At 40.2% G+C, this 23,378-nt stretch carries 22 protein-coding genes; 8 read left to right on the top strand and 14 right to left on the bottom strand.

From position 1 onward, the window contains the following. Positions 1–48 precede the first annotated feature (48 nt). A complete protein-coding gene (locus NSTC731_RS06645; protein WP_445630117.1) occupies positions 49–1,143 on the bottom strand; it encodes a nucleotidyltransferase domain-containing protein in 1,095 nt (364 codons plus the stop codon). 316 nt (positions 1,144–1,459) lie between these two features. Beyond that, complete coding sequence (locus NSTC731_RS06650; RefSeq protein ID WP_445630118.1) at positions 1,460–1,693, bottom strand: Nif11-like leader peptide family natural product precursor; 234 nt, start codon at positions 1,691–1,693, stop codon at positions 1,460–1,462. A 581-nt stretch (positions 1,694–2,274) separates the two neighbouring features. Between NSTC731_RS06650 and rplU the strand changes: the two genes are divergently transcribed. From rplU to NSTC731_RS06665, 3 genes are all read left to right on the top strand, one after another. Then, positions 2,275–2,682, top strand: a complete 408-nt coding sequence (gene rplU / locus NSTC731_RS06655; protein ID WP_445632036.1) for a 50S ribosomal protein L21 — start codon at positions 2,275–2,277, stop codon at positions 2,680–2,682. Positions 2,683–2,711: 29 nt separating this feature from the next. Next, positions 2,712–3,008 carry a 50S ribosomal protein L27 gene (gene rpmA / locus NSTC731_RS06660; RefSeq protein ID WP_375480351.1) on the top strand — a complete coding sequence of 99 codons (297 nt, stop codon included), beginning with the start codon at positions 2,712–2,714 and terminating at the stop codon, positions 3,006–3,008. A 286-nt stretch (positions 3,009–3,294) separates the two neighbouring features. After that, positions 3,295–3,714, top strand: a complete 420-nt coding sequence (locus tag NSTC731_RS06665; protein ID WP_445630119.1) for a hypothetical protein — start codon at positions 3,295–3,297, stop codon at positions 3,712–3,714. 456 nt (positions 3,715–4,170) lie between these two features. On the opposite strand, the gene NSTC731_RS06670 is transcribed toward NSTC731_RS06665, so the two are convergent. From NSTC731_RS06670 to NSTC731_RS06680, 3 genes are all read right to left on the bottom strand, one after another. Next, positions 4,171–5,907 carry a diflavin flavoprotein gene (locus NSTC731_RS06670; RefSeq protein ID WP_445630120.1) on the bottom strand — a complete coding sequence of 579 codons (1,737 nt, stop codon included), beginning with the start codon at positions 5,905–5,907 and terminating at the stop codon, positions 4,171–4,173. Between the two features lie 285 nt (positions 5,908–6,192). After that, positions 6,193–6,705: a phosphate-starvation-inducible PsiE family protein gene (locus NSTC731_RS06675; RefSeq protein WP_012407378.1), complete on the bottom strand. Its 513-nt coding sequence runs from the start codon at positions 6,703–6,705 to the stop codon at positions 6,193–6,195. A 137-nt stretch (positions 6,706–6,842) separates the two neighbouring features. Continuing rightward, positions 6,843–8,573, bottom strand: coding sequence for a diflavin flavoprotein (locus NSTC731_RS06680; RefSeq protein ID WP_445630121.1), 1,731 nt, complete (start codon positions 8,571–8,573; stop codon positions 6,843–6,845). A 219-nt stretch (positions 8,574–8,792) separates the two neighbouring features. Here NSTC731_RS06680 and NSTC731_RS06685 point away from each other — a divergent pair, with 219 nt between their 5' ends. Next, positions 8,793–9,728 carry a 1-aminocyclopropane-1-carboxylate deaminase/D-cysteine desulfhydrase gene (locus NSTC731_RS06685; RefSeq protein ID WP_445630122.1) on the top strand — a complete coding sequence of 312 codons (936 nt, stop codon included), beginning with the start codon at positions 8,793–8,795 and terminating at the stop codon, positions 9,726–9,728. A gap of 108 nt (positions 9,729–9,836) precedes the next feature. Then, positions 9,837–11,618 (top strand): GmrSD restriction endonuclease domain-containing protein, encoded by a 1,782-nt coding sequence (locus tag NSTC731_RS06690; RefSeq protein ID WP_445630123.1) that lies wholly within the window; start codon positions 9,837–9,839, stop codon positions 11,616–11,618. A gap of 42 nt (positions 11,619–11,660) precedes the next feature. Here NSTC731_RS06690 and NSTC731_RS06695 read toward each other — a convergent pair whose 3' ends face one another. From NSTC731_RS06695 to NSTC731_RS06715, 5 genes are all read right to left on the bottom strand, one after another. Next, positions 11,661–12,818, bottom strand: a complete 1,158-nt coding sequence (locus tag NSTC731_RS06695) for a cysteine desulfurase family protein (protein WP_445630124.1) — start codon at positions 12,816–12,818, stop codon at positions 11,661–11,663. 5 nt (positions 12,819–12,823) lie between these two features. Further along, positions 12,824–13,450 carry a restriction endonuclease subunit R gene (locus tag NSTC731_RS06700; protein WP_445630125.1) on the bottom strand — a complete coding sequence of 209 codons (627 nt, stop codon included), beginning with the start codon at positions 13,448–13,450 and terminating at the stop codon, positions 12,824–12,826. Between the two features lie 171 nt (positions 13,451–13,621). Further along, the gene (locus NSTC731_RS06705) at positions 13,622–14,278 is read right to left on the bottom strand and encodes a type I restriction endonuclease (RefSeq protein ID WP_445630126.1); all 657 of its coding nucleotides are present in this window, start codon (positions 14,276–14,278) and stop codon (positions 13,622–13,624) included. A 52-nt stretch (positions 14,279–14,330) separates the two neighbouring features. Further along, positions 14,331–14,810, bottom strand: a complete 480-nt coding sequence (gene bcp, locus NSTC731_RS06710; protein WP_445630127.1) for a thioredoxin-dependent thiol peroxidase — start codon at positions 14,808–14,810, stop codon at positions 14,331–14,333. A gap of 208 nt (positions 14,811–15,018) precedes the next feature. Beyond that, positions 15,019–16,869, bottom strand: coding sequence for a protein kinase domain-containing protein (locus NSTC731_RS06715; RefSeq protein ID WP_445630128.1), 1,851 nt, complete (start codon positions 16,867–16,869; stop codon positions 15,019–15,021). 232 nt (positions 16,870–17,101) lie between these two features. Here NSTC731_RS06715 and NSTC731_RS06720 point away from each other — a divergent pair, with 232 nt between their 5' ends. From NSTC731_RS06720 to NSTC731_RS06730, 3 genes are all read left to right on the top strand, one after another. Beyond that, positions 17,102–18,043 carry an FAD-binding domain-containing protein gene (locus tag NSTC731_RS06720; protein WP_445630129.1) on the top strand — a complete coding sequence of 314 codons (942 nt, stop codon included), beginning with the start codon at positions 17,102–17,104 and terminating at the stop codon, positions 18,041–18,043. Positions 18,044–18,119: 76 nt separating this feature from the next. Beyond that, entirely contained in the window at positions 18,120–18,548 is a 429-nt protein-coding gene (locus NSTC731_RS06725; protein ID WP_445630130.1) for a hypothetical protein, read from the top strand. 909 nt (positions 18,549–19,457) lie between these two features. Continuing rightward, positions 19,458–19,778, top strand: a complete 321-nt coding sequence (locus tag NSTC731_RS06730; protein WP_322673634.1) for a hypothetical protein — start codon at positions 19,458–19,460, stop codon at positions 19,776–19,778. A gap of 43 nt (positions 19,779–19,821) precedes the next feature. On the opposite strand, the gene NSTC731_RS06735 is transcribed toward NSTC731_RS06730, so the two are convergent. The 4 genes from NSTC731_RS06735 to NSTC731_RS06750 all read right to left on the bottom strand — a co-directional run bounded on the left by NSTC731_RS06735 (position 19,822) and on the right by NSTC731_RS06750 (position 23,195). Then, positions 19,822–20,166: a DUF2103 domain-containing protein gene (locus NSTC731_RS06735; RefSeq protein WP_445630131.1), complete on the bottom strand. Its 345-nt coding sequence runs from the start codon at positions 20,164–20,166 to the stop codon at positions 19,822–19,824. A 5-nt stretch (positions 20,167–20,171) separates the two neighbouring features. Next, entirely contained in the window at positions 20,172–20,498 is a 327-nt protein-coding gene (clpS, locus tag NSTC731_RS06740; protein WP_322673636.1) for an ATP-dependent Clp protease adapter ClpS, read from the bottom strand. A gap of 367 nt (positions 20,499–20,865) precedes the next feature. Continuing rightward, positions 20,866–22,896, bottom strand: coding sequence for an FAD-dependent oxidoreductase (locus NSTC731_RS06745; protein WP_445630132.1), 2,031 nt, complete (start codon positions 22,894–22,896; stop codon positions 20,866–20,868). Positions 22,897–22,961: 65 nt separating this feature from the next. Next, positions 22,962–23,195, bottom strand: a complete 234-nt coding sequence (locus tag NSTC731_RS06750; RefSeq protein WP_445630133.1) for a hypothetical protein — start codon at positions 23,193–23,195, stop codon at positions 22,962–22,964. Positions 23,196–23,378 lie beyond the last annotated feature (183 nt).

Here is a 23,378-nt window from a genome sequence, read left to right on the forward strand (position 1 = left end):
TTTTTTTTAAGCACCAATAACTAATGACTAATGACCAATGACCAATGACTAATGACTCCATTTTTGCATTTCCACCAATTCCATACACAACTCATTAATTTGCTCTAAATCAGGTTTATGAGGTAGAGCAGATTGTTCGCAAACAACTTCCATTTCGGCGACCAAATCTTCTGCTATTTTCATCACCTGTTCATAAGAATACTCACCTTTTAAAATAGCTTTTAAATCTTCAACATCACCAGCTATTCTCCTATCTACAATCACTTCACCTCGCCGCAATATTTCTACTCCACTGCGTAACAATCTAATGCAGTGCATTCCATGTTTGAGGTCAAAACCCGACTTTCTTTCCATTTCTGCTCTAGCCGGATTTCTATTCTCCTGCCAAGATAAGTAAGCCTTCCATTCTCTTAATGCTATTTGATAGCTTTGACTTTTCTGAAGCAGACGGATAAAATCTTTACGGCTATTGGTTAACTTTTGAGTATATTCCAAAGTTTCATCAGGTAAAGCATATTGTTTTAATACTCCTTTAAAATCAATATCTGCTGTCAGCAATTGATATAATTGTTCTGCTTCTTCTAAAAACTCAATTCGTCCTCTGATTAAGTTATAAAGATACTCCAGAAAAGCATTTAGCTCATCTTTGCTCAGAGGTGCTTCGTCTTCTATAGCGAAGTCAGATGGTATCGGTTTTTTTTGCGGTGGCTTTAACAACCACTTCCGATGAGTTTCCATCTTTTTGATTTGGGCAAAGGCATAACCAGTGTAAGTATGTTTTACCTTTTTACTCAAAAATAACTGTTTACGATCTATTAAATGCTGTCCAACTGCGCTTAAAAAAGGATAGTTATTCAACCAAAGCAATTCTAAAACATTGGGATTTGCACCTGCTAATAACTGGAGGATTTTTCTTAATTCATATATAACTGTGTCTTTGTTACCATCAACGAATGGAAATATTCCTGGTTCATCCCAACCAGTATCTTTTTGTTCTATCCGATCGAATCCCAAATAGTACCTTTTGGGTGCGATAAATACTCCCCGATAATCAAAGTCGGAATCAGGACGATTTAAACCATAGCCGTGGCTTCCAGCCAAACCAATTAAAATAGTTCTTTGCTCAACTTCTATTCTTTTCATATCACCTGATTAAAATATAGTCATCCTAACTCATGAGTTAAGCAGGTGGCGAGATGGATAGTAGAGAAAGGGTTTTTAACTCTCTTCAGATATTGTATAGATACTGTCACAGCATAAATAAAGCTGACAATTGCTATATAACAGTTCCATTTAATGATTTGCAAACAATAAGATCCCCGACTTCTCTAGGAAATCAGGGATTTGAGCCTTGTGTTTAACAGGAATACCTCTAAAGGAGATGATGCAACAGTATCCCCTTGAGGAGCAAAACTTGTCAATCAGTTGTTTCTATACTTTCGGTTTCCTAGAACAGAAATTATCTAGGATTAATGTGGCGTCTATTCCCCCATCCTGGATTAACGATGGCGGCTAAATCTTCTTCAGATAATTTGCTGATTTCACTATCCAGTTCTTTAGCGTTGAAATCATAGCCACGCTCTTGAGCAATTTTGATGAAGGCTTCTGGATCGGCTGTTGCTTTAAGTCTTTCCTGTAACGCTTGATCTTGTTTTACAGCTTGAAAAAGTCGGGCAGCATTTTGCTGTGTCATGACAATCAATCTCCTGTTTGAAATATCAGGTTTGAATGTAATAGTTTAACTTTTGAAGATTCACTAACTTTTGTGAATAATTTCTAGATGAGAAACCGTATATTTCATCTTAAAACAAAGAAGAAAAATGTGTTGATTTTGATAACAAAATATAACTTTTAAACTAATACTAACTAATGTTAATTTTTGATAGATTCAGTCCTTAGATAGTAGCAATTTTTGCGAAAAAGTATTATTTTTGACTTCTTGTAAATACAATTGACATTAGTGTGAGTGGGTAATGTCTACAATGGACTACGCCTATACTGATGACGACAGTTGGCTAATTTCTCCCCACCCTTGGAAAATGAGCGATCGCACAGAGTAATTAACTGATTTTTCATCTTCAGGCTGACCAAATAGCAATGCCAAACGCAAAAAATCCTATTACAGCTTGACCTGACGCCTATTAATAAAATACAATGTTAGATTGTCTGTCTAATTCCTGCTCGGATCAGGTAGACATATTACAAAGGCTGGCAAAAGCATCTCTACAAGAGATAAAAACCAGCTACCTGTACGGCAACCTCAAGGACAATTCCATGACCTACGCGATTATTGAAACTGGCGGCAAACAAATACGAGTAGAGCCAGGGCGGTTTTACGACATTGAACTGCTGGCGGTCGAACCAGATGAAAAAGTTACAATAGATTCCGTATTACTCGTGCAGCACGATGGCGAAGTCACCATTGGACAGCCATTAGTAACAGGTGCGACTGTAGAAGGGACTGTACTGCGACATTACAGAGGTCGTAAAGTCCTGGTATACAAAATGAAGCCGAAAAAGAAAACCCGCAAAAAACGGGGGCATCGTCAGGAAATTACCAGACTTATGATTGATTCTATCACCCTCAACGGTGCAGTGTTTGCTGCCCAAGGAGAACCGGAGAAGGAAACCCCCGTTATAGATAACACTGCTGCTGAAGAAGTTGAAACCGCTGCTGAATAATAAAAGAAGTAGATACACAAGAGGAAATCATGGCTCATAAGAAAGGAACAGGTAGTACACGCAACGGTCGTGACTCTAATGCCCAACGTCTGGGTGTCAAACGTTATGGCGGTCAAGTTGTACGCGCAGGCAACATTCTCGTGCGTCAACGCGGCACCAAATTCCACCCTGGTAACAACGTCGGTATTGGTAGCGATGACACTTTGTTTGCCTTAATCGACGGTGTTGTAACCTTTGAGAGAAAGGGCAAAACTCGTAAAAAAGTTAGTGTTTATTTACCTACAACTGCTGCTGAGGCAGCTCCTGCTGAAGCAGTAGCAAGTTAGAGTATTAGGGTAGGCATTCTGCCGTTGGTGTCAAGTTAAGGCATCAGCCCAGATGTCAAGAGAGCGAGCAGCCGTTCGTCGGTGACGTTGACGGACGGCTTTAACCAAGCTCATCGAACAATTATTATCCATTCACAGCTTATAACCTAGAAAGCTTTTTTACACTCCACATAATTTTTCAAACACCCTCTTAAGGTAGTTATACGGAAAAATTCCCTATAATACCCGAATATGAATGTTATATAGACAGTTTCCGCATAATAAATAGTAATAGTTAAGCAGCGTGATGGATGACGGTTGGGAAGGTGTCGACGAGGCGCTGAGGCGCTTTGGACTACCGGCGAAGCACGCCGACCGCCCGGCGATTGTCGCAGCACTGCGTGAGCAGATCCGACTTGAAACCAATGAGGTCGACGACCAGTTCCTGATGCGCCTCCTGTGCGCCCAGCTTTTCTCGCTGGGTGTGGTCGAAGACTGCCTGTTAGTTTGGAAGGCGAAGTCGTGCAACTTCGATACACACTGCGGGATTGATGTCCAGTTCCTATGTGGAGCGGGTTTGAAGCAGACCAAGGAGTTCCTCCGCGCCCACGGCAGTGACCCGGCACAGGATGCGTTGGAGTACATCGCTCAATGTGACTGCGACTTCGCCGACTTCTCGGTCGGGCGCACCCTCCGACAGGCGCAGGAGTTCTATCGGGTGGCGTGACTTGCTGCGGCTAACCGGCCGCTGAACGTCGGCCCGTTAGGCAGCCATACCATAGTCCTTTGCGATATAACCCAAGCCGAGGTACTTCGAGGACTACGAAGACATTAGAATTTAGCGCTGTAAATGCCAACTTATGAGTGAAAGTAGCAATGGTGATTTTAGGCTTTGGCTTCACGCTTTTTTTGGCTTGATTCTCCTTTTACAATGACTTTACCATTAATGTCCGATTGCTGACCCCTACCTACCAGAGCGATCGCTCCACATCACTTTGCTAGTTCTTATGTACTACCTTTCCCCACCTTACCCGATAGTTATAAAACAAACGTTGATAAATAACAAATGCCAAGATGTTGGGGTGCATGTTAAAGGTTACTGGATTTGGGAAAATTCCATACCTTTACCCTTTAACCCTTCCCCTTTTCCCCACAATGCCAAGAAGTCTAGTGAACAGTCAGATTAATAATAGCTGCCAGATTTACGATACTCTAAAGCAGTAACACCATCATTTTCCAACACTTCACCGCGATCGATGACGGCATAAATTAACCATCGATCGCCACATTCCAGCTGATTTTGCACTGTACATTCTAAATAGGCTAATGCCTCATTCAGAATCAAACAACCGTTAAGAGCAGTTTTTGTGTCAAGATTTGCAAAAGGATTATCCCCTAAAGTGCTGTGACGAGAAAAATAGCGGCGGACATTTCTTCCTTCTTTAAGGATATTCAGCACAAATTTATCGCCAGGATGATGCATTAACTCTGCATTTTGCTCGTTAGCGATCGCAATCATAATTCCTGGCGGGTTAAAAGTTGCCTGAGATACCCAAGAAGTTAAAACCCCTTTGTGAGTTTCTTCATCACGAGTTGTCACAACACACAGAGAACCAACGATCCGCCCCACCGCTTGTTCGGTACGATCTACATGGGTTTCTGTCACAATATGGCGGGAAGTCCGCAGTTTTTTAGTTTTCTTCAAGTTTTGGGCAAAAAAAGCACCAGCTTCTTGACATTGCTGAAGAATTTCAGGAGTCGGACTGAAACGCACCCGAATTGTTTCAAATCCTAGTTGATAATTAGCATCTTTGAGCTTGCTTTCGATTAAATCTATTGCCTCGCCACTCCAGCCATAAGAACCAAACACCCCTGCCAACTTAGTTTTGGCTGCCACCGAGAGAACTATTCCTAAAGCAGTTTGAATTTGAGTCGGTGCATGGCCGCCTAAAGTGGGTGAGCCAATAATCAAGCCATCGCAACTTTCTACAATGCGGTTAATCTCCGCAGAATCGGCTAGTTCGCAGTTGATTGATTCTACATTAACTCCATTTTGGATCAAACCTTGAGCGATCGCATTCGCCAGAATTGCTGTATTTCCATAAGCAGAAGCATAAAGTAAAGCGACACTCAATTCTTGAGATTTTTGTCCTTGACACCATTGACGGTAATCATAAGTAAAACGACTCAGGCTGTAACGAACAACTGGCCCGTGTGCTGGGGCATAACATCTGGCTCCCAAAACCGATATTTTATCTAAGGCTACTTCGACTTGTTTGGCTTGGGGTGCATGGAGACATTCAAAATAGTAACGACGTTCCGCATCTAAACCCTTCCAATCTTCATCAAACAAAGTATCTTCGCAAATATGAGCGCCGAAAAGTTTATCTGTGTAGAGTATTTTTGTCGCGGCATCGTAGGTACAAAGTCCATCCGCCCACCGAGGAGTTGGTACAGTAATAAATGATAGAAGATGTCCTTGTCCTAAATTTAGAGTATCTTGCGATCGCATCGCTTGAATAGGTGATTCCAATTCGGGAAAGGCAGTTCTAAGAGCATTGGCGGCGGGACGAGAACAAATGAGAGTGGCTTGAGGAACCAGAGAGAGTAATACTTGCAAGGTTGCTCTGCGGTTCGGATTGACATGACTGAGAACAATGTAATCGAGGGAGATGAAATCTAGATGTTGTGCTAGTTGCTCAAGGTAAATTTCGGTAAAAGATTCGCCGGGAGGGTCAATTAAAGCCTTTTTATCAGCTTGAATCAGATAAGAATTCGCTGTAGTTCCCCGTTGGCGGGAATATTCAACCTCAAATTTTAATCTGTCCCAAGTCCGCGACCGTAAAATCAGAGTATTTTTACCAATTTCAGCAACTTGTACATCTCTGCTATGGTTGGGCATTAATGTGGCAGCAGACATAATAACCTCTGTTAATAATGGGGAATTGGGCACTTGTACTGAGCGTATCGCTAAGGGACTTCCAACTAAAAAAATATCCGATCTTGGTGTAGGCAGGGGGAGAAAGAAAAATACGATCTGAGTAAATTGGATAATTTATTTTCTGGAAGTCGCTAAAGCCAAAGCTCCGCTAACGCACAGCGTCTCGTAGAGAAATATTAGGCATTGGGCATTGGACATGGCAGAAGATTATCTTCTCTACAGACACGATTAATCGCATCTCTACCCACTCCCTACTGCCTATTTTTAATGACCATTGTTTTGTATTAATTCGGACTTTGCTCGGCTTCTATAGCGTTTAGAGACTTCTTGTTCCGGGTCAATACCTTCAAAAGTAGGGGGTAGCCAAACTCGGAGAAATAGTAGTACTCCCAGGACTAATAAAAAAGCACAAGTTGCTAAAACTTGACTCCAACTTGTTTCTAGAACACCTTTAACAATGACTTCCCGCAAGGCGGAAACGATGGAAACTTCAACAGCTACTCCAATAGATACTCGATGTTCTTGCAGATAAATAATCAGCAATCGGAACAGCTCAACTAAGATAAGTAAAAAGAGAATATCGGCAGTAACAGCATGAAAATCTAAAGGTGGAAGTAACGAGAGAAACATATCTCTCACCTGAAGCACCATGAAGCTAAATAAACCGATACACAAAGAAATTACAATTACATCTTGGATAAATTCCAAGCTTCGGACAACGCGCCCACGATTGATTTCGTACATGGTAATCGGGGTGTTTTCAACAGATTTATACATAGTTTTTTGGGAGACGCGATTCATCGCGTCTGTACAAGAGTGGGTAGAGACGCGATTCATCGCGTCTGTGGTAAGCAGGCAAATAAGGGAGGCAAAGGGACAAAGAGAATGACGAATGACAAATGACCAATGACTAATTAGTAATGATTGCCAATTTTGCGGTGATGGGCAGCAGTAAGTGCATGTAAGTTGGCAACTCTTCCAGTTTGGACTGTGCTATAAATTACCCAATGATCTCCACAATCCATGCGGCTAGTAATTTCACATTCCATGTAAGCTAGAGCTTCAGCTAAAACTGGCGATTCATTTTTAGCTGGATATGTTTTCACTCCCGCAAATCTATCTGCACCAGGAGCAAAACGCTTGAGGAAATGTTTCATTAATCCTTGATATTTGCCTTCTTCTAAAACATTTAAAACAAAGCGATCGCCAACGTGCATCAAGGATTCAATTGCCCGATCTTTGGATACTGCGATCGCAACTCCCAATGGCTCAAGACTGGCTTGTGTCACCCACGAAGCCAACATCGCACTCTGAATTTCTCCTTTTTTGGCGGTGATAATGTACAATCCTGTGCTAATCCGCCCTAGAGCTTTTTCTAGCTCGGTATTGATAGATTTGATTTGTTTTATGGTGCGATCGCGGGTTAACCATTGACCCATATCTGTCCCCGCTTCATCACAAAGTTGTTCCGTTGCTTGGGTAGGAATTTCCTTAACTAAAATAGGTGGAAAAGCTTCAGTTAATCCCAATTCTTGAAACTTATTGCGTAACGGGTAAATTGGTTCATCTTCTCCACCTCCCGACTCTAATAAACCAATTGCCTGTTTCTTGTGAACAGCAGCTAAAATAGTGCTTAATGCAGCTTGAACGATTACTGAAGATTGAGGTGGCATTGCAATTACTAAACCAGAAGATTGTGCCACTAATTCTCGAACTTCTTGAGGCTCGGCACTATTGAGAGGAACTAATTCTATCGCCGCGCCTGTTTTCACGCATCCATGTGCAATGTTACGGACTAAATGTTCGCTATGCCCATAATCTTCAACATAAAATAGAGCTACTAAAGTCTCTGTTTTTGCTTGTTCTAAACTCCAGTTTTGATATCGTCCCAGCCATTCGGAGATATAGTTTTGTAATAAAGGGCCATGTCCTGTAGCAACAGTTGCTATTTCTAACTTTTCAATCCGCTTTAGAGCTGCCAAGACAGACCGGGCATTAGGCCCCATGAGACAATCATAGTAATATTTAAAATCTTCCTCAAGTAAGGTGATATTTTCATCATAAGTGTGGTCATCACAGTAATGCATCCCAAACACATCACAGGTGTAGAGAGTGCTAGTTTCGTGGTCATAAGTAAAGATTGTATCAGGCCAGTGTAAGTTAGGTGCAGAGATAAATTCTAATTCGTGTCCGTTGCCTAAATCTAAGCGCTCTCCACTTTTCACCTGTATTGATTTAAAAGGCTGGTGAACCATATTTTCTAAAAATTGAATAGCTACCTTTGCACCAACAACAGTAATGGAAGGAGCTAATTCCAAAATATCTTTCACTAAGCCACTGTGGTCTGGTTCTGTATGGCTAATAATCAAGTAATCTATCTTAGTTGGATCGATTAATCCCGTCACTACCTCAAGATATAATTGCTCAAACTTGCGGTGAGATGTGTCAACTAAGGCAACTTTTTCTCCTTGAATTAAGAAAGAATTATAGGTTGTACCATTTCGTAAACCAAACTCGATATCAAAACGTTCTCTATCCCAGTCAAGACAACGTATAGCAGTCGTTTCAGGAGCAATTTCAACAGTTTCAATCGTCAAACGTCCAGGATTGGAAATAACTTGAGTAAGCTGTGTGAGTGCAACCATTTCTTTTCTCCAAAAGAATATTATCTGGAGCGAGTGTTATGTTTCTTATATTTACCTGAAACACTCAATTAGTAAAATGCCAATTTCTAAAGCTAATCATTAGAAAGATTTATTCATCATTTAGCTTGACTTACCATTGAATTACTCAATGTTTATCATTACTTTTATATTCGATAATGAACGTGAGAAAATGCAAATTCTAAGTTAGAATCTTGACAGATGTCGTTAACCTTTATTACTCCTCCTCTACAACAAATCAACAGCGAAATCGCTCGCCAAGCTGGTGTTGAACTATATGTACTGCGCCTGGATCTTATGCACCCGTGGGTTAACGGCAATAAATGGTTTAAGCTGAAATACAATCTTTTGGAAGCCAAGGAGAAAAATTTCACAACGCTGCTAACCTTTGGCGGCGCTTATTCTAATCACATCTATGCAACTGCGGCAGCTGGTAATCTTTTCGGTTTTCGTACCATCGGCGTAATTCGTGGAGAGGAGAGGCTACCATTAAACCTGACGCTGAGTTTTGCTGTCCAACAAGGTATGCAGCTTGTGTATCTGAACCGCGAAATGTATCGACAGCGCAACACACCAGCGTTAGAGGAATATCTGCGACAAAGTTTCGGCGAGGTATTTATCATTCCCGAAGGTGGGAGTAATTTAAATGGTGTGCGCGGCTGTACAGAGATAATTGATCCTGCCGCATTTAATCATATATGCGTAGCCTGCGGTACAGGCACCACGCTAGCGGGGATTGCGCTTTCGTTGCATGAAAGACAAAGAGCGATCGCTTTTCCCGTATTGAAGAATGGCGCATTTCTTGCACAAGAAATCGAAAGTTTGTTGACAAATTACCTCGCCTCTGATTTACCCTCGCCATATAGTTCTCCCGCTTCTTGGGAATTAATATGTGATTACCACTTTGGCGGCTATGCAAAGGTGAACGACGAGTTACTACTGTTCAGTCAACAGTTTACACAGGAACATGGCGTACCTCTCGATTACGTATATACCGCCAAAATGTTTTACGGAGTAATGGATTTACTACAGCAGGGATTTTTTTGTAGAGGCGACTCCTTGTTGCTGGTACACACAGGCGGCTTACAGGGCAATGTGGGTATGGAAGAAAAGTTGCAGAGGTTTTCTAAAATCTGAGTTGCCACTTAATTAAATATCAGTTACCTTTGTATGGAATTTTACTGAAACAAGTGAAATTCACACATCAATCTTGATATTTACTCAACGTTAGGTAAGGTTAATTCAATGTTTACATCTACTGAACGCATAAAGCCGGATGCTCAGAGTATTGTTCTCTATTTGGAAAGTCTTTTATCACATAAGTATCAAATTCCAACCTTTCAACGAGATGTTGTCTGGGAAAAAGAGAATGTTAAAAAACTTTGGGATAGTATTTATAAGTTTTATCCTTTAGGAAGTATTCTAATTTGGAAAACTAATACAAAGCTAGAAAGTCATAGAGAAATAGGTGGCATAAAATTTGCTGATAATTTTTACTCTAATGAGTACCAATACATTTTAGATGGACAACAAAGAACAACTTCTCTTTTAACATCAATCTATGGGGGTAAGATTGCTAATAACGAAAATTTTGATCCAACACTATATATAGATTTAACTATTGAACTTACTGATGCAACTGATGATACAAGCTATGCAAAAAGATTCTTATTTTGGGACGAAATCGATGATAAAGATGGTCAACTAAGAGCAAATATTGGGAGAAAAAAACGTTATCAAGATAAACTGATTGTAAGTTTAATAGATATTATAAAAAACTATAGAGAAATAGAAAAACATCTTTATACAAGTGTTAATGGAGAATACGATCATCCTTACATACAACAATTGAGGAGAATTCAGGAGGTTTTTGCTAATTACAAAATTTCCTTTATTGAGTTAAGAGGTATTGAAGTTGCAGAAGTGTGTCAAATATTTGAGCGGATTAATCAAGCGGGTAAACCCTTGGATATCTTTGATATTGTGGTTGCTAAGACCTTTCGTTCTGAAAATCAGACAAATAATATCTCTGGATTTTATCTGCGTGAATTATTTGATAAATTTAAACAAACTATTTCTAGCAGTCAATATGCCAATATTGATAATTGGACATTGCTCCAAATACTAGCTGTAGTGGTAAAACTTGAATTTCCCGAAGCTGGGATACAAAATATTACTGATATGTATCTTAATAAGCTAAAAACAGAACATATTGAAGCTGTATGGTCTAATTTTAAAATAGCCGTTGCAAAAACTTTTGATTGTTTTGATAATATTTTACATATTAAAGGTGGAAGATTAATCCCTTACCGATATTTTTACCTGACTATTACAGCATACTTTTATCGAAATGAGAAACCAGATTATAGTTTTTTAAATAAGTATTTTTGGTATTATAGTTTTCATAATGCAGATTTACTAACAAACACTACTCACCTCTGGGAACATATATACTTTATTAATCAACAAAAGGTTAATAGTACTTACTCATTCAATCAATTTGATATTGATAAAAATTCACTGAGAAAATCTTTCTACAGTTATAGAGGTCGCTTATCGAGAGCAATACTATCATTTTATGCAAACCACAAGCCGCAAGATTGGGCAAAACCTCATAGAGATGTTTTGTCTAATGTTTATTATTTGCTAACAGATAAGCCTAACTTACACCATATATTTCCAGTTAACTTTATTAAACAAAGTGGTATTGCTAGTCAAATAGAATGTGACAGCTTGATGAATATTGCCTATTTGTCTCAAATCACTAATTTGAAAATTAGCGATAAAAATCCATTAGATTATCTCAAAGAATATGACGAGCCTGATTTAGAAACAGTGCTACGTTCTCATCTGATACCAACGATGATTCTTGAATGGTCAAGAGCCGATGCACTTCCAGAAAACGCCCTAAGTATTTTTATTGAAGAAAGGGTAAACCTCTTATTAGAGGCTTTGAGGCTGAAGTTAGAAGGGATTGAATTTCATGTTTTTGATATGGGGAATCGCACAGATAATATCTCTTCTTAAATATACAATTGTCCAAAAAAGAGGCTCTGCTGGCTTTCATGCTTACCGTTTATTTTGTAAACTTTGAATGGTAGCGATCGCATGTTTCGCTACAATATCAATCTCCTCTTCTGTATTAAACCTGCCAATGCCAAACCTGATCGAGGCATAAGCTAGCTGTTGGGGGTGTCCCAAGGCTGTGAGAACATGGGAAGGAGCAGTATTTGCTGACGAACAAGCTGAACCAGAAGAAACTGCCATTACTGGCTGCAATCCTAGCAAAAGCGCGGCTCCATCCACTTTCTCAACACTGATACTCAAGTTTCCCGCCAATCGCTGTTGAAGATTTCCGTTGAAATGAATTCCTTCGACTTGCGATAGCTGTTCCCATAATCTTTGTCTTAATTGGGTGAGACGTTGGGTTTCTGTTGCTTGTTCAGCCAAAGCGATTTCTACAGCTTTGCCAAAGCCGACAATTTGCGGTGTATACAATGTACCAGAACGCATCCCCCGCTCATGTCCGCCGCCGTGCTGCTGGGGAGCCAGTTTTACTCTGGGGTTGCGTCTGCGGACGTACAGCGCTCCAATACCTTTGGGGCCATATACTTTATGTGCTGTTAGCGACATCAAATCAATTTTCATCGCTTGCACATCCAAGGGAATTTTACCAATAGCTTGGGCAGCATCGGAGTGAAAAATGATATCGTGTTCATGGCACATTTCCCCAATTTCTGCCAAAGGCTGTAACACGCCAATTTCGTTATTTGCAGCCATCACCGAGACTAAAATCGTTTCAGGACGGAAAGCTTTTTTTAACTCAGTTAAATCAATCAATCCATCTTTTTGGACAGGGAGAATAGTAATTTCAAAACCGAGACTTTTTAAATAATTACAAGGATCGATTACTGCACTATGTTCAGTGGCAACAGTAATAATATGCTGACCTTTTTTAAAATAAGTTTCAGCAACACCTTTTATCGCTAAATTATTGGCTTCTGTTGCACCACTCGTAAACACAATTTCTTCTGGTGTGGCGTTGATTGCTGCTGCTAAAATTTCTCGCGTTTGTTTGACAGCAGCTTCTGCTTCCCAACCATAAACATGACCGATACTTGCTGGGTTGCCAAATTTTTCTGTGAAGTAGGGAAGCATTGCTGCTAGTACTCGTTCATCTACAGGTGTAGTAGCGTGAGAATCAAGGTATATAGGACGAATATACATAATTATTAACTCAAACTTTGACTCAAATTTTTTAATACACTTAGAACTTGATACAGTTCATTTTTTCTCCTCAACAGCGTAAATTCATCAGACAATGCATACTTTGGTATATTTTGTTGAGTCAGTTTTATAAAAATGAAATGACTACCATTTGTTACTAATCCAAAAGTAGGTTTATCTTGATTAGGATTAGCCAACATATAAACAAGTGCTTGAGGTACGGCTTCTAAAAGAGAAAAGCTAGACCTTTTAGATTCAATTACTAATAACCAGAATTGTTCTTGAATAACTAAAACATCAATTCTACCTCTAATTATTTCTCCTTCATCTTCTGCGGAAATTTCGATTGATTCCTCACCTCTCATATAAAAAGGCTCATCATAAAATCCAGCTAAATTGAGTAAAGGAGATAAAACTACTAATTTAACCGTTTCTTCTGACAAAGGAGGACGCTTGACTAAACGGAGAAAATGAAGTTTTATTTTGTCTAAATCTTGCTTTTCTAAATCTGTAATTTCTGGTAAATTTTCAAACCATTCTGTGAAAAATGCCTCATCTTCCGCTAGCTGTAGGCTAAATCTTTCTTCCAAGTAGGCAAGCCCGACATTTTGTGCTTGGATAAATTGAACCATAATTCATTTTAAAGGTGCAATATAACTATTATGACATTATTACAGTATTAACCTAATGGTTCCAGATAGTTTTGAGAGTTTGTAGTAAGCATTTTAGTGCTTAGTAAATAAGAACTTGCTTATATATCAATTTAAATTTGACATACGACTATATATAAAAAGCAAAGATAATTAATTTAAAACTTGACCTATTTTTTTTAATATATTCAAAATTTTATATAATTCATTCTCACGTCTATATAAAGTGAATCTATCAGATAAAGCATACATTAGTTTATCTTGTTTTATTAGCTTAATAAATTGGAAATCTTCTCCATTCATTACTAAGGAATATGCAGGATGCTCAGGCTGAGGATTTGCCAGCATATAAGTTAGTGCTTGTGGAATTGCTTTTGCCAAGGAAAAACTAGACATTTTAGATTCAATTATCAGTAACCATAGTCGATCTTGGAGAACTAAGACATCAATTTTTCCTTTAATAATTTCTTTAGTATCTTCGGTAGTTACTTCATTATCAATGATAAAAGTTTCACTAATTTCTACACTTTCTTCAGTAGCAATATAAAAAGGAGGACGATAAAAACCAGCTAAATCTAATAATGGAGATAATACTACCAATTTTACTGCTTCTTCTAAAAGAGGAGCATTTTCAAGTACGTTAAGATAGTTATTTTTAACTCTGTCTAAATATTGCTTCTCTAATTCGGGAATTTCCGGGATATAGTCAAACCACTCTGTAAAAAATTGCTCATCTTCAGATTTATAGAGAGCAAATTTTTTCTTTAAGTACGCAAGAGTAACATTTTGGGCTTGGATGACTTGAATCATGTTTGTTTCTGACTTTAATTATCACCCTAGCAGTTTCTAGCATCCGATCGCGTTACGTGACTGCTAATTCCCGTAATTTAGTTAAAACTGCTTGAGCATGACCTTTGGTTTTGACGTTGGGCCAAGTATAGACAATAATTCTATCAGGTGAAATTAAAAAGGTTGACCGAGCAACACCCATATATTCTTTACCCATAAATTTTTTCAATCGCCAAGCGCCGTAGGCTTCGATTAAAAGATGTTCTGGGTCGCTTAAAAGGGCGATCGCCAAGTTATGTTTGCTGATAAATTTACAATGGGATTTACCCAAATCTGGACTTACACCTAAAATTTTCGCTCCTAGTGCGCTGAAGTCTTGATACAACTCGCTGAAATCTTTCGCTTCAGTGGTACAACCGGGTGTGTCATCTTTGGGGTAGAAGTAGAGGACAACCCACTGACTGCTGAGGTCGTCAAGAGTGACTAAATTGCCATTTTGGTCAGGAGTGGAGAAATTTGGTGCTGGTTGTCCGACTTGGGGAATGTTGCTCATGATGAAGGTGTGAGAAATTGTGTAGGCGTAGGCCGCCCTTAGATATCGCTTTAGAATTGTACATAGATTGAGCGATCGCATTTTATTCATCAGTAGCGATCGCTTTAGAATTTTACATAGATTGAACGAGTAATATGATCTACTTATGTGATGAATTTATCGGCAGTGTTCAGATTGGCGTGAATAGGTCTGTGTTCTTAGTTTGAAGTTATTGTATTTGCCACACTTTGATTGTAGAGTCTTGACTACCGCTAACTAGGGTTTGTCCGTCTGGGCTAAATACCAAAGATGTAACAGCATCTGAATGCCCAGTGAGAGTATAAATTTCTTCACCAGTGCTTAAATTCCAAAGTTTAATCTTTTCGTCACTACTGCCACTAGCCAAGGTCTGTCCATCTTGACTTATTGCTACAGAATGGACAGCACCTAAATGCCCACGCAGAGTATAAATTTCTTCTTTTGAGTTCATATTCCATACCTTAATAGTTTTGTCTTTGCTGCCACTAATCACAGTATTTCCATCTGGACTAATTACTACAGAATTGATATCAGCTAAATGCCCAGTTAGAGTACAAATTGACCATATCTTGATACTTTTGTCTTCACTGCCGCTAACAAGGGTTTTCCCATCTGGACTAATTGCTATAGTTAATACTGGACGTGAATGTATGTTAAGAGTGCGAACTAGCTCGTTATTATTTAGATTCCATATTTTGATATCACTACTGCCACTGAACAAGGTTTGGCCATCCGGACTAATAACTAGAGCAAAAACTTGGTACGAATGTTCAGTAAAAGTATGAATTTCTTCGCCTGTAGTTATATTCCATGCTTGTATTAGCCCTTTGGTACTACCACTAAATAAAGTATGTCCATCTGGACTAATTATCAGACATTTAACTATGTCTGGATCTAGAGTGATTGTAAAAATTTCTTCTTTGCTCTTAAGGTTCCATACTTTAATTTTCATGTCATTACCTGCACTAATTAAAGTCTGTCCATCTGGACTAATGGCTATTGAATTAATCCAGCTAGAGTGACCAGAGTACCAACTTCCAAGAGTGTATTCTAGAGAAATTATTGGGTTATTGACTGTAAATATTTGGCTATACGACTTCGACTGATATAATTTGGGAGAATATAAACTCTCAGAAATTTCTGCTAACTTTTGTAAAATTACCTGAGTATTGGCTGGGCGCTTGTTAAATGGACGTGCCATTAGTTTATCTATCAAATCTGCTAGCAATGCAGAAATTTTAGGGGCTTTCTGTCGCCAATCCTCTAACTCATCTGTGTATATATCATGGTTATATTGATCGCACAGGTCAAAAGGATGTATTCCTGTTATAAGGTGGACAAAAGTACGGCCTAAGGCAAAGAAATCTGACTGCTGAATGGCACTTCCAGTAGCTTGCTCTAAAGGCGAGTAACCATCACTAACTACTCTTGTGCCCTGTCCAGCCATTTTTTTTTGTTCGTATGTTTCGCTGATTCCCCTTGCGATACCAAAGTCGATTAACGCCAATTGTCCATTCGGCTTAAGCATTATGTTAGACGGCTTAATATCTCGATGAATCAGCTGCTGTTGATGTACTTCATGCAATGTATTTACCAGTTGGATTAACCAATCAACTGCTAGCTTTTCACTAATGGGGCGATTGACTCTTTTTTCTAGCCACTCATGTAAATTCTCTCCCTCAATTTTCTCCATTACTAAGCAATGCACTAACTGTTGATTATTTATAGGAGAAAATGTGAAGTATTCTTCTCCTTGTGGAATGCCTGGATGATTAAGCTTACTTAAAACTTCAGCTTCTCGCTGGAATTGTTCTACAGCCTTAGCATCATTTTTCTTCTCTTCTTTAAGGACTTTTAAAACTTTGGGGATACCACTGCGATCTCGAATTTCATAAATGTCACCGTAGCCGCCTTTATCACTCAGTAAACGGGTTACGCGATATCGCCCTTCTAGTAGTAATTCAGAACCACAGCTTTGACAACGCAGTAGATTATCAGGGTTGTCAGTATTTTGGCAGTTAGGATTGATGCACAGGCTCATCGTCTTGAAAAGTGACAGATTTATCTGATATTTTAGCTTTACTTACTGATAAGCTGGAGAAAATCGGCATCAAAGCGATGCTTGCAGCAAGCTATACCTACGCACCCATTTATATTTGCTTCTGAAAAAACTCTTTCATAAGGTTGAGAGCGATCGCTTGTATTTATTCGCGATAATAATGACTTAGCCTACAAGTATTTTTATTTATTTATTCTTACACTTCAAAGTTCACATGCCTAAAGATATGCAACGCGAATTTACCAACCGCGATGAGTTGGTAGCCTACCTCCGCGAACAATTCCCAGGCGCAGCCGAACGCGATCGCCACATCAGCGAAACTGTGGGGGGACGCAAAGCGGCAGAAACAGCGCTACAAAAAATTGACCCCGTTCGCTACGCCCAAACACGTAATTTCTTCGCAGGTGCAGTCACGCGTCTTTCGCCTTACATCCGCTATGGGGTTTTGAGTTTGCGAGAAATTCGAGATTATGTTCTCAACCAAGTACAACAACAAGAGGATGCTACGAAACTAATTAACGAATTAGGTTGGCGCGATTACTGGCAACGGTTGTATATAAAGTTGGGGGATGAAATCTGGAAAGACCAGGAAGAGTACAAAACTGGTTATACTATGGGCGAATATGCATCCGAATTGCCGCAAGATATCAGAGAAGGAACTACAGGCAGAGTTTGCATTGACAGTTTCAGTCGTGATTTGAGAGAAACTGGCTATTTACATAACCATGCCCGAATGTGGCTAGCGGCTTATATTGTCCATTGGCGGCGTATTCGTTGGCAAGCTGGAGCCAAATGGTTTCTCGAACACCTTTTAGATGGCGATCCTGCTAGCAATAATATGTCATGGCAGTGGGTTGCTAGCACTTTTAGTCAGAAACCGTATTTTTTCAACCGTGAAAACTTAGAACGCTACACCAAAGGCATTTATTGCCAGAAATGTCCCCTTTATGGTCATTGTGATTTTGAAGGCAGTTATGAAGAATTAGAACAGCGACTTTTTCCCAAAGGCGAATTTAGCAAACAACCTAATAGCCAAAGTTGGCAGCGTGGAAAGAAAGGAAAGGGGAGCAGGGGGAGTAGGGGAGGACAAGGAGGACAAGGGGGACAAGGGGGACAAGGGGGACAAGGGGGACAAGGGGGACAAGGAAGAGAATAATAACTCTTGACAAATGCCAAATGACAAATGACAAATGACCAATGACAAATGACCTATGACAAATGACAAATGACAAATGACTAAACCAATTGTTTGGGTACATGGAGATTGCCTCAGTCCAAATAATCCCACATTGCAAAAATACCCTGATGCCCCAGCTATCTGGGTTTGGGACGAGGCTTTGATAGAGGAATGGCAATTGAGTCTTAAACGTCTGACTTTTATCTACGAATGTTTGCTAGAGTTACCTGTTGTTATTCGCCGTGGCGATGTGGCACAAGAAATTTTAGCTTTTGCTCAAGAACATGATGCTAATTTAGTTGTCACAGCCAATAGTCCCAGTCCCCGATTTGATGATATTTGTAATCAAATGGAGCGTTCTATAGCAGTGGAAGTGTTAGAGGTAGAACCATTTTTTAGCTATGACGGCTATATTGACTTGAAACGGTTCTCGCGCTATTGGAAAGTGGCGCAAAATTATGTTTATCAAAAGCCCTTACCCTAAATCTCTTTTATATAGCGGTTTTCAATTGCGTGAAATACAGACCTAACCCCCAGCCCCTTCCCTGCTAGCGTTGGGGAGTAAGCCTCAAAGCCTCTCTCCTTTTACGCGACTACGGTGTATACACAAGTCAAAAAAAGTTTGATTTTCCATTGTTTTCTCGTTTATCTCGTTCCCATGCTCTGCATGGGAATGCTCCTCGTTGAGGCTCTGCCTCTAATCTAGCATTGAGTCAGAGACTCAATGAATGCATTCCCAGTCTCCGACTGGGAACGAGGAAATGTTGTGCCCTCCCCTTTATAAGCGATGCCCTGAGCTTGTCGAAGGGGGGAGGGTTAGGGTGGGGTAAAACCAAGATTTATCAACTACTTGAGACTTGTGTATACACGGTAGCCTTAATCACTGGAGTATAGCCCAATTTGGGAGAAGGGTTGGGGGATGAGGGCAGTTAATCTTACCTAAAAGATTTTGATTTTTTAAGTAAGATTAACTCATAAGTTAATTACAACAATTGCTGCAATCATTTAAACCTTTCTTATACATGACAGAACAATTGTTGCAAAGTATTAAGCCTTTCCAGCACTTGCTTATATATTTCTGGGAAAGACTTAAACCTTTCTTATACATGAAAGAACAATTGTTGCAAAGTATTAAGCCTTTCCAGCAAATGCTTATATGTTTTTTGGAAATACTTAAACCTTTCTTATACATGAAAGAACAATTGTTGCAAATGCTTCAATTTTGGCAACTAGTCTTGTCTTGCAGGTTAATGGAGTTACGAGTGCTGAGTTGCAAGTGAGATTTTTCAGTCAGCAGTTTTTATTCTATTGAGGTTTGTAAATAATTTGTATATCTGCAAGGAATATTCCTTTAGACTGAGTTTCAACTGAAAAAATGTGGGAATAAACACAAATGCATTCGTTAAATATATTTTGTCACGAATCTGTAGTTGCTGTTTCCTTTGTCGCTTGCATTATTGGACTGTTGTTACTGTGGGATGGTAAGCAGCAAACAAATGAGATGGAAGAAACAGAGCGAATTCTGTTTAGAATGAGCTTTAGTTACTGGCTAGTTTACTGTGTAGCTTTTGGCATCGAAAAAATAGTTTTACCTGGCTGGGAATCTGTAGTCATGACTTTGAAAATAACTACAGCTTTGTCATATTTCTTAACTTTTTCTTGTATTGTTAGTCTGCCGCTACATAAATTTGCAGTACATCGGGTTGAGGAATAGTTATTGGGTATGGGCCAAACAAGGCATGGGGCATTGAGTATGATTAACATTTCATCGCGATCGCTAATGCAGCTTCTAGTTGATCTTGGGACAAAGTTGTTAAAATAAACACCTCTTGTACCGTTTTCCCCTGTCGCGCAATGACTTTATAGCCGCCGCGAATCGGTACTGAGACGCGTAGTTGCATTTTTGGACTGTGACCTTTCGATCGTCCAATCACACCCGGCGTCACAGTTTGGATACCATCCTGCTGACAAAGACGTTCTAAAATGGGGATAAGACCAGAAAGGTGTGTTGAGTGATTCCAAACCAGTCTGGCGGCTTTTTGTGTTCGCGTAGCGTCTCGTAGAGAAGCCGTGCGGAGGGGATCTACAGAGGGTTTGCCCATAATAATTAAGCTGCTTCTAGAGGTGCCATTGTCAAACCTGCTCGGCGCAGCTGCTGGTGATAGAGTTCTGCAGGTTCTTGGGGCCCGACCCAGACGATCGCTTGACCTTCATAGTGTACCTGATTAGTCAGATCCCACGCGCGATCGCCAGTCATTCCCGGAATATATTTCATCAAACATTCAGACACATGTTGGAATGTATTAAAATCATCGTTTAATACAATCACTTTGTAATTTGGATAAGTCTTACGGATAACTTGATTAGACCGTTCAGGAGCTATAGTTGGTGCTGTGGACATCCCGTAAACATCTGCTGAAAGTGTCATAACCATAAAACAATTGGTCAAGATAATTTTACAAAACTACACTACAAGTAATTAGTTTAGTTCATTGTTTAGTAGTCTGTTGTCATTTGTCATCTGTCATTTGTCCTTTGTCCTTTGTCGGTTGTCATTTGTCATTTGTCTTTAATCAATGACCAATGATATTGTGTCCGGCTAAGGACTTATCATTTATACCGCAGTTCTTGCTGGGGGAAGAGGTTTTTGGGATTTTGCACAGATTCGGTAATCATAAGTGATTAACCGGACTTGATATGACCAATGACCAATACTTCGACTACGCGGTAGTTGAATCTCGACTTCGCTCGATTACCGCGCAGTCGAAACTCAGTACAAGTGACCAATGACAAATGACAATCTATTTCCAATTATCCCAGTTTTCGTTAAAAATAGATGTATCTGGGAAGGCGGTAGGGTTGCCATTTTGTTGCAAAAGCCGTTTGAGTGCTTCTAGTTGTGGCTCTTGTTTAGGCAAATCATCAACTAGTTGGTAAGGTGCGATCGCATTTTTGAGTGCAAAACTAGCAATAGTTCCCGCAGCTGCGCCAGCCGACCATTCAAATGAGTGTACGCGATAGGCAGCAGCGGCAATATGACTAGTGGCAATACTTTTGCCACCTACGAGCAAATTATCAATTTTTTGGGGAATCATTGCCCTCAAAGCAATTTGGAAGGGATAAGCTTGACCTGCACCACGTCTTTCGCCGGGACGTTCTGTGTTTCCAGGGGCTTCTGGGGGACTATTCACCATGCAAGGATGGAAATCTATGGCGTAGTGACCAATACCCACAGCATCGGGGAAAATGGTAGAACGAGTCCGTCGCATTGCTTTTTCTGGTGGAACTTTACCGTCAATTACTGATATTGCTTCTAAACCTGCAACTGCTGCTCGTAGCCGACGATACATATCTGCTGGCAGAGTCTTTGAGTAATACTCATCATTATAATCTCGGCGGGAAATATCAATTTCCCCAATACTAAAGCCTTCAGCTTGTCCCCAACTGGGGCGGCCGATGATGCGCCGTCCTTCTCGCATATAAGGATATTTTGATAAACCATGCGCTGTCCCCATTGGGGAATTTAAACCGGAAACAAAGCGGTTATTAGGTTGTGGCTGCTTGACACCGTCCCCTAGTTGAGAATCTGTAGTCCCTGCTACCAACCAGTAATAAAAAGATAAAGCGTTTTCCTCAGCCTTGCGGAGGGTTTCTGTCCGCAGTCCTCCCATCCAACCCCCTGGTTCTAACTGTCCAGTAGCTTGTAATTGTTGGCGGGTATAAATTAAGTTATCTTGGGCTGTTCCGGGGCGGTAGTCGTTACCCCAAGTCCAGTTTTGCATGGAGATATCCCCTGGTGTAGGAGCATCAAAACTGACACCACCGAATTTTGCTGGTTTCCCTTTATTTGGACTCCAGATGCGACGATAGGTAAAAACTAAATCAAAGTTAGCCAGTCGCGTTAATTCATAGCTGAAATATGGCGCATATTCTGGATAAAATGCAGGCATTGTCTGCGGTTGCGGTTCCTTGGTGGCCTCCATTGCAAAGGTGTAGGTAAAGCCTTGAGGACAATAGGGGTCATTATTAGCACTGGAAGCAGAAGGTTCTAGGTAAGAACGGGCATCAATACCTAATCGGTAAGGAACATCAGCAAGGGCGATAATTTCTCCGGTTTCGCTAGCGTCTACGACATACCATTTAGGAGCATCTTCTTTCACTGGCTTGGGGATAAAACGAACAATCGTTTTAGTAAACCGAGACGAGTCTTCGTAGCGATAAGCATCTTCAATGCTTTGAGATAACGTAAAAGTATTGAGAGGTGGCGCGCCTTTTGCTGGTTGATGTTGAATTGCGATCGCACTATTAATTATTTTGCCATCAGCAGCGATTTCCAAATCCTTAATTACTGTGTTGGGAAACCATTGCAACTTCCCTTTACCCTGCTTTTCGGCATCTTTAAGCATCTGGGTCAAAATGGCGTGAGCATCGCGGGGAAGAAAACACGATTCACTTACCCAGCAGTCACCGGGGTTAAGTTTACCGTATTTACGTCCAATGCGGTTTCGCAATTCCAGATAACCGCGAGAATAGAATTTTAAAGCTCGTTGAGTTGGGCGTTCATCTAATGCAGATGTCCCTTGAGCAGAAATTTGTCCTCCCAGCCAGTCTGTAATTTCTGTCAGACAAACTGTTCGCCCTGCTAGTAACCCCTCATAAGCTGTGGCTACACCAGAAAGTCCACCACCCACAACTAAAATCTCGCAATTTACACTTTTATCTGGGGTTCTCGGTGGTGCGGCGTTCGCCTCATCAAATACAACTAAGCTAGAGATTAAATTAAGACCGATCAGCGATGTTAAGCTAAAAGCTACTTTATGTCTATGTTTCATAGTTAAAAAAACCGCTCCAAATCCTGTGTCACCTTGTAGACGTTAGCATTTAGGAAATGTCTAGCTCAAGAAATTTTTCCAGAGCAAAAGACGCGATGAATCGCCGTTTTGACATACAGACGCGATGACGCCGTTTTGACAATACAGACGCGATGAATCGCCGTCTCTACAATACGCGATGAATCGTGTCTTTGTGATGATTTATCACATTTTTGCGATCTATAATTTTCATCAAAAAACCTTAATTGAATCGCATTGTAATCTCTTCTGCTAACAGGGATAAAAACAAAAGTTGGCATAATAAAATCCCCCCTTCCTACACTCCCTAAAAAGGGAGAATTGGGCTAGAGAGGAATGGCACTAACAAAAGATACAGCCCTTGCTCTAACTGGTTCTAACTGGTTAAGAGCCTAGAGGCTCTTAACCCATTCTGTGAGGCTCCGCCTCCAGTAGCTTGACAAGAGGCAGAAGCCCACTTTAGA

Source organism: Nostoc sp. DSM 114167 (genome assembly GCF_052692655.1).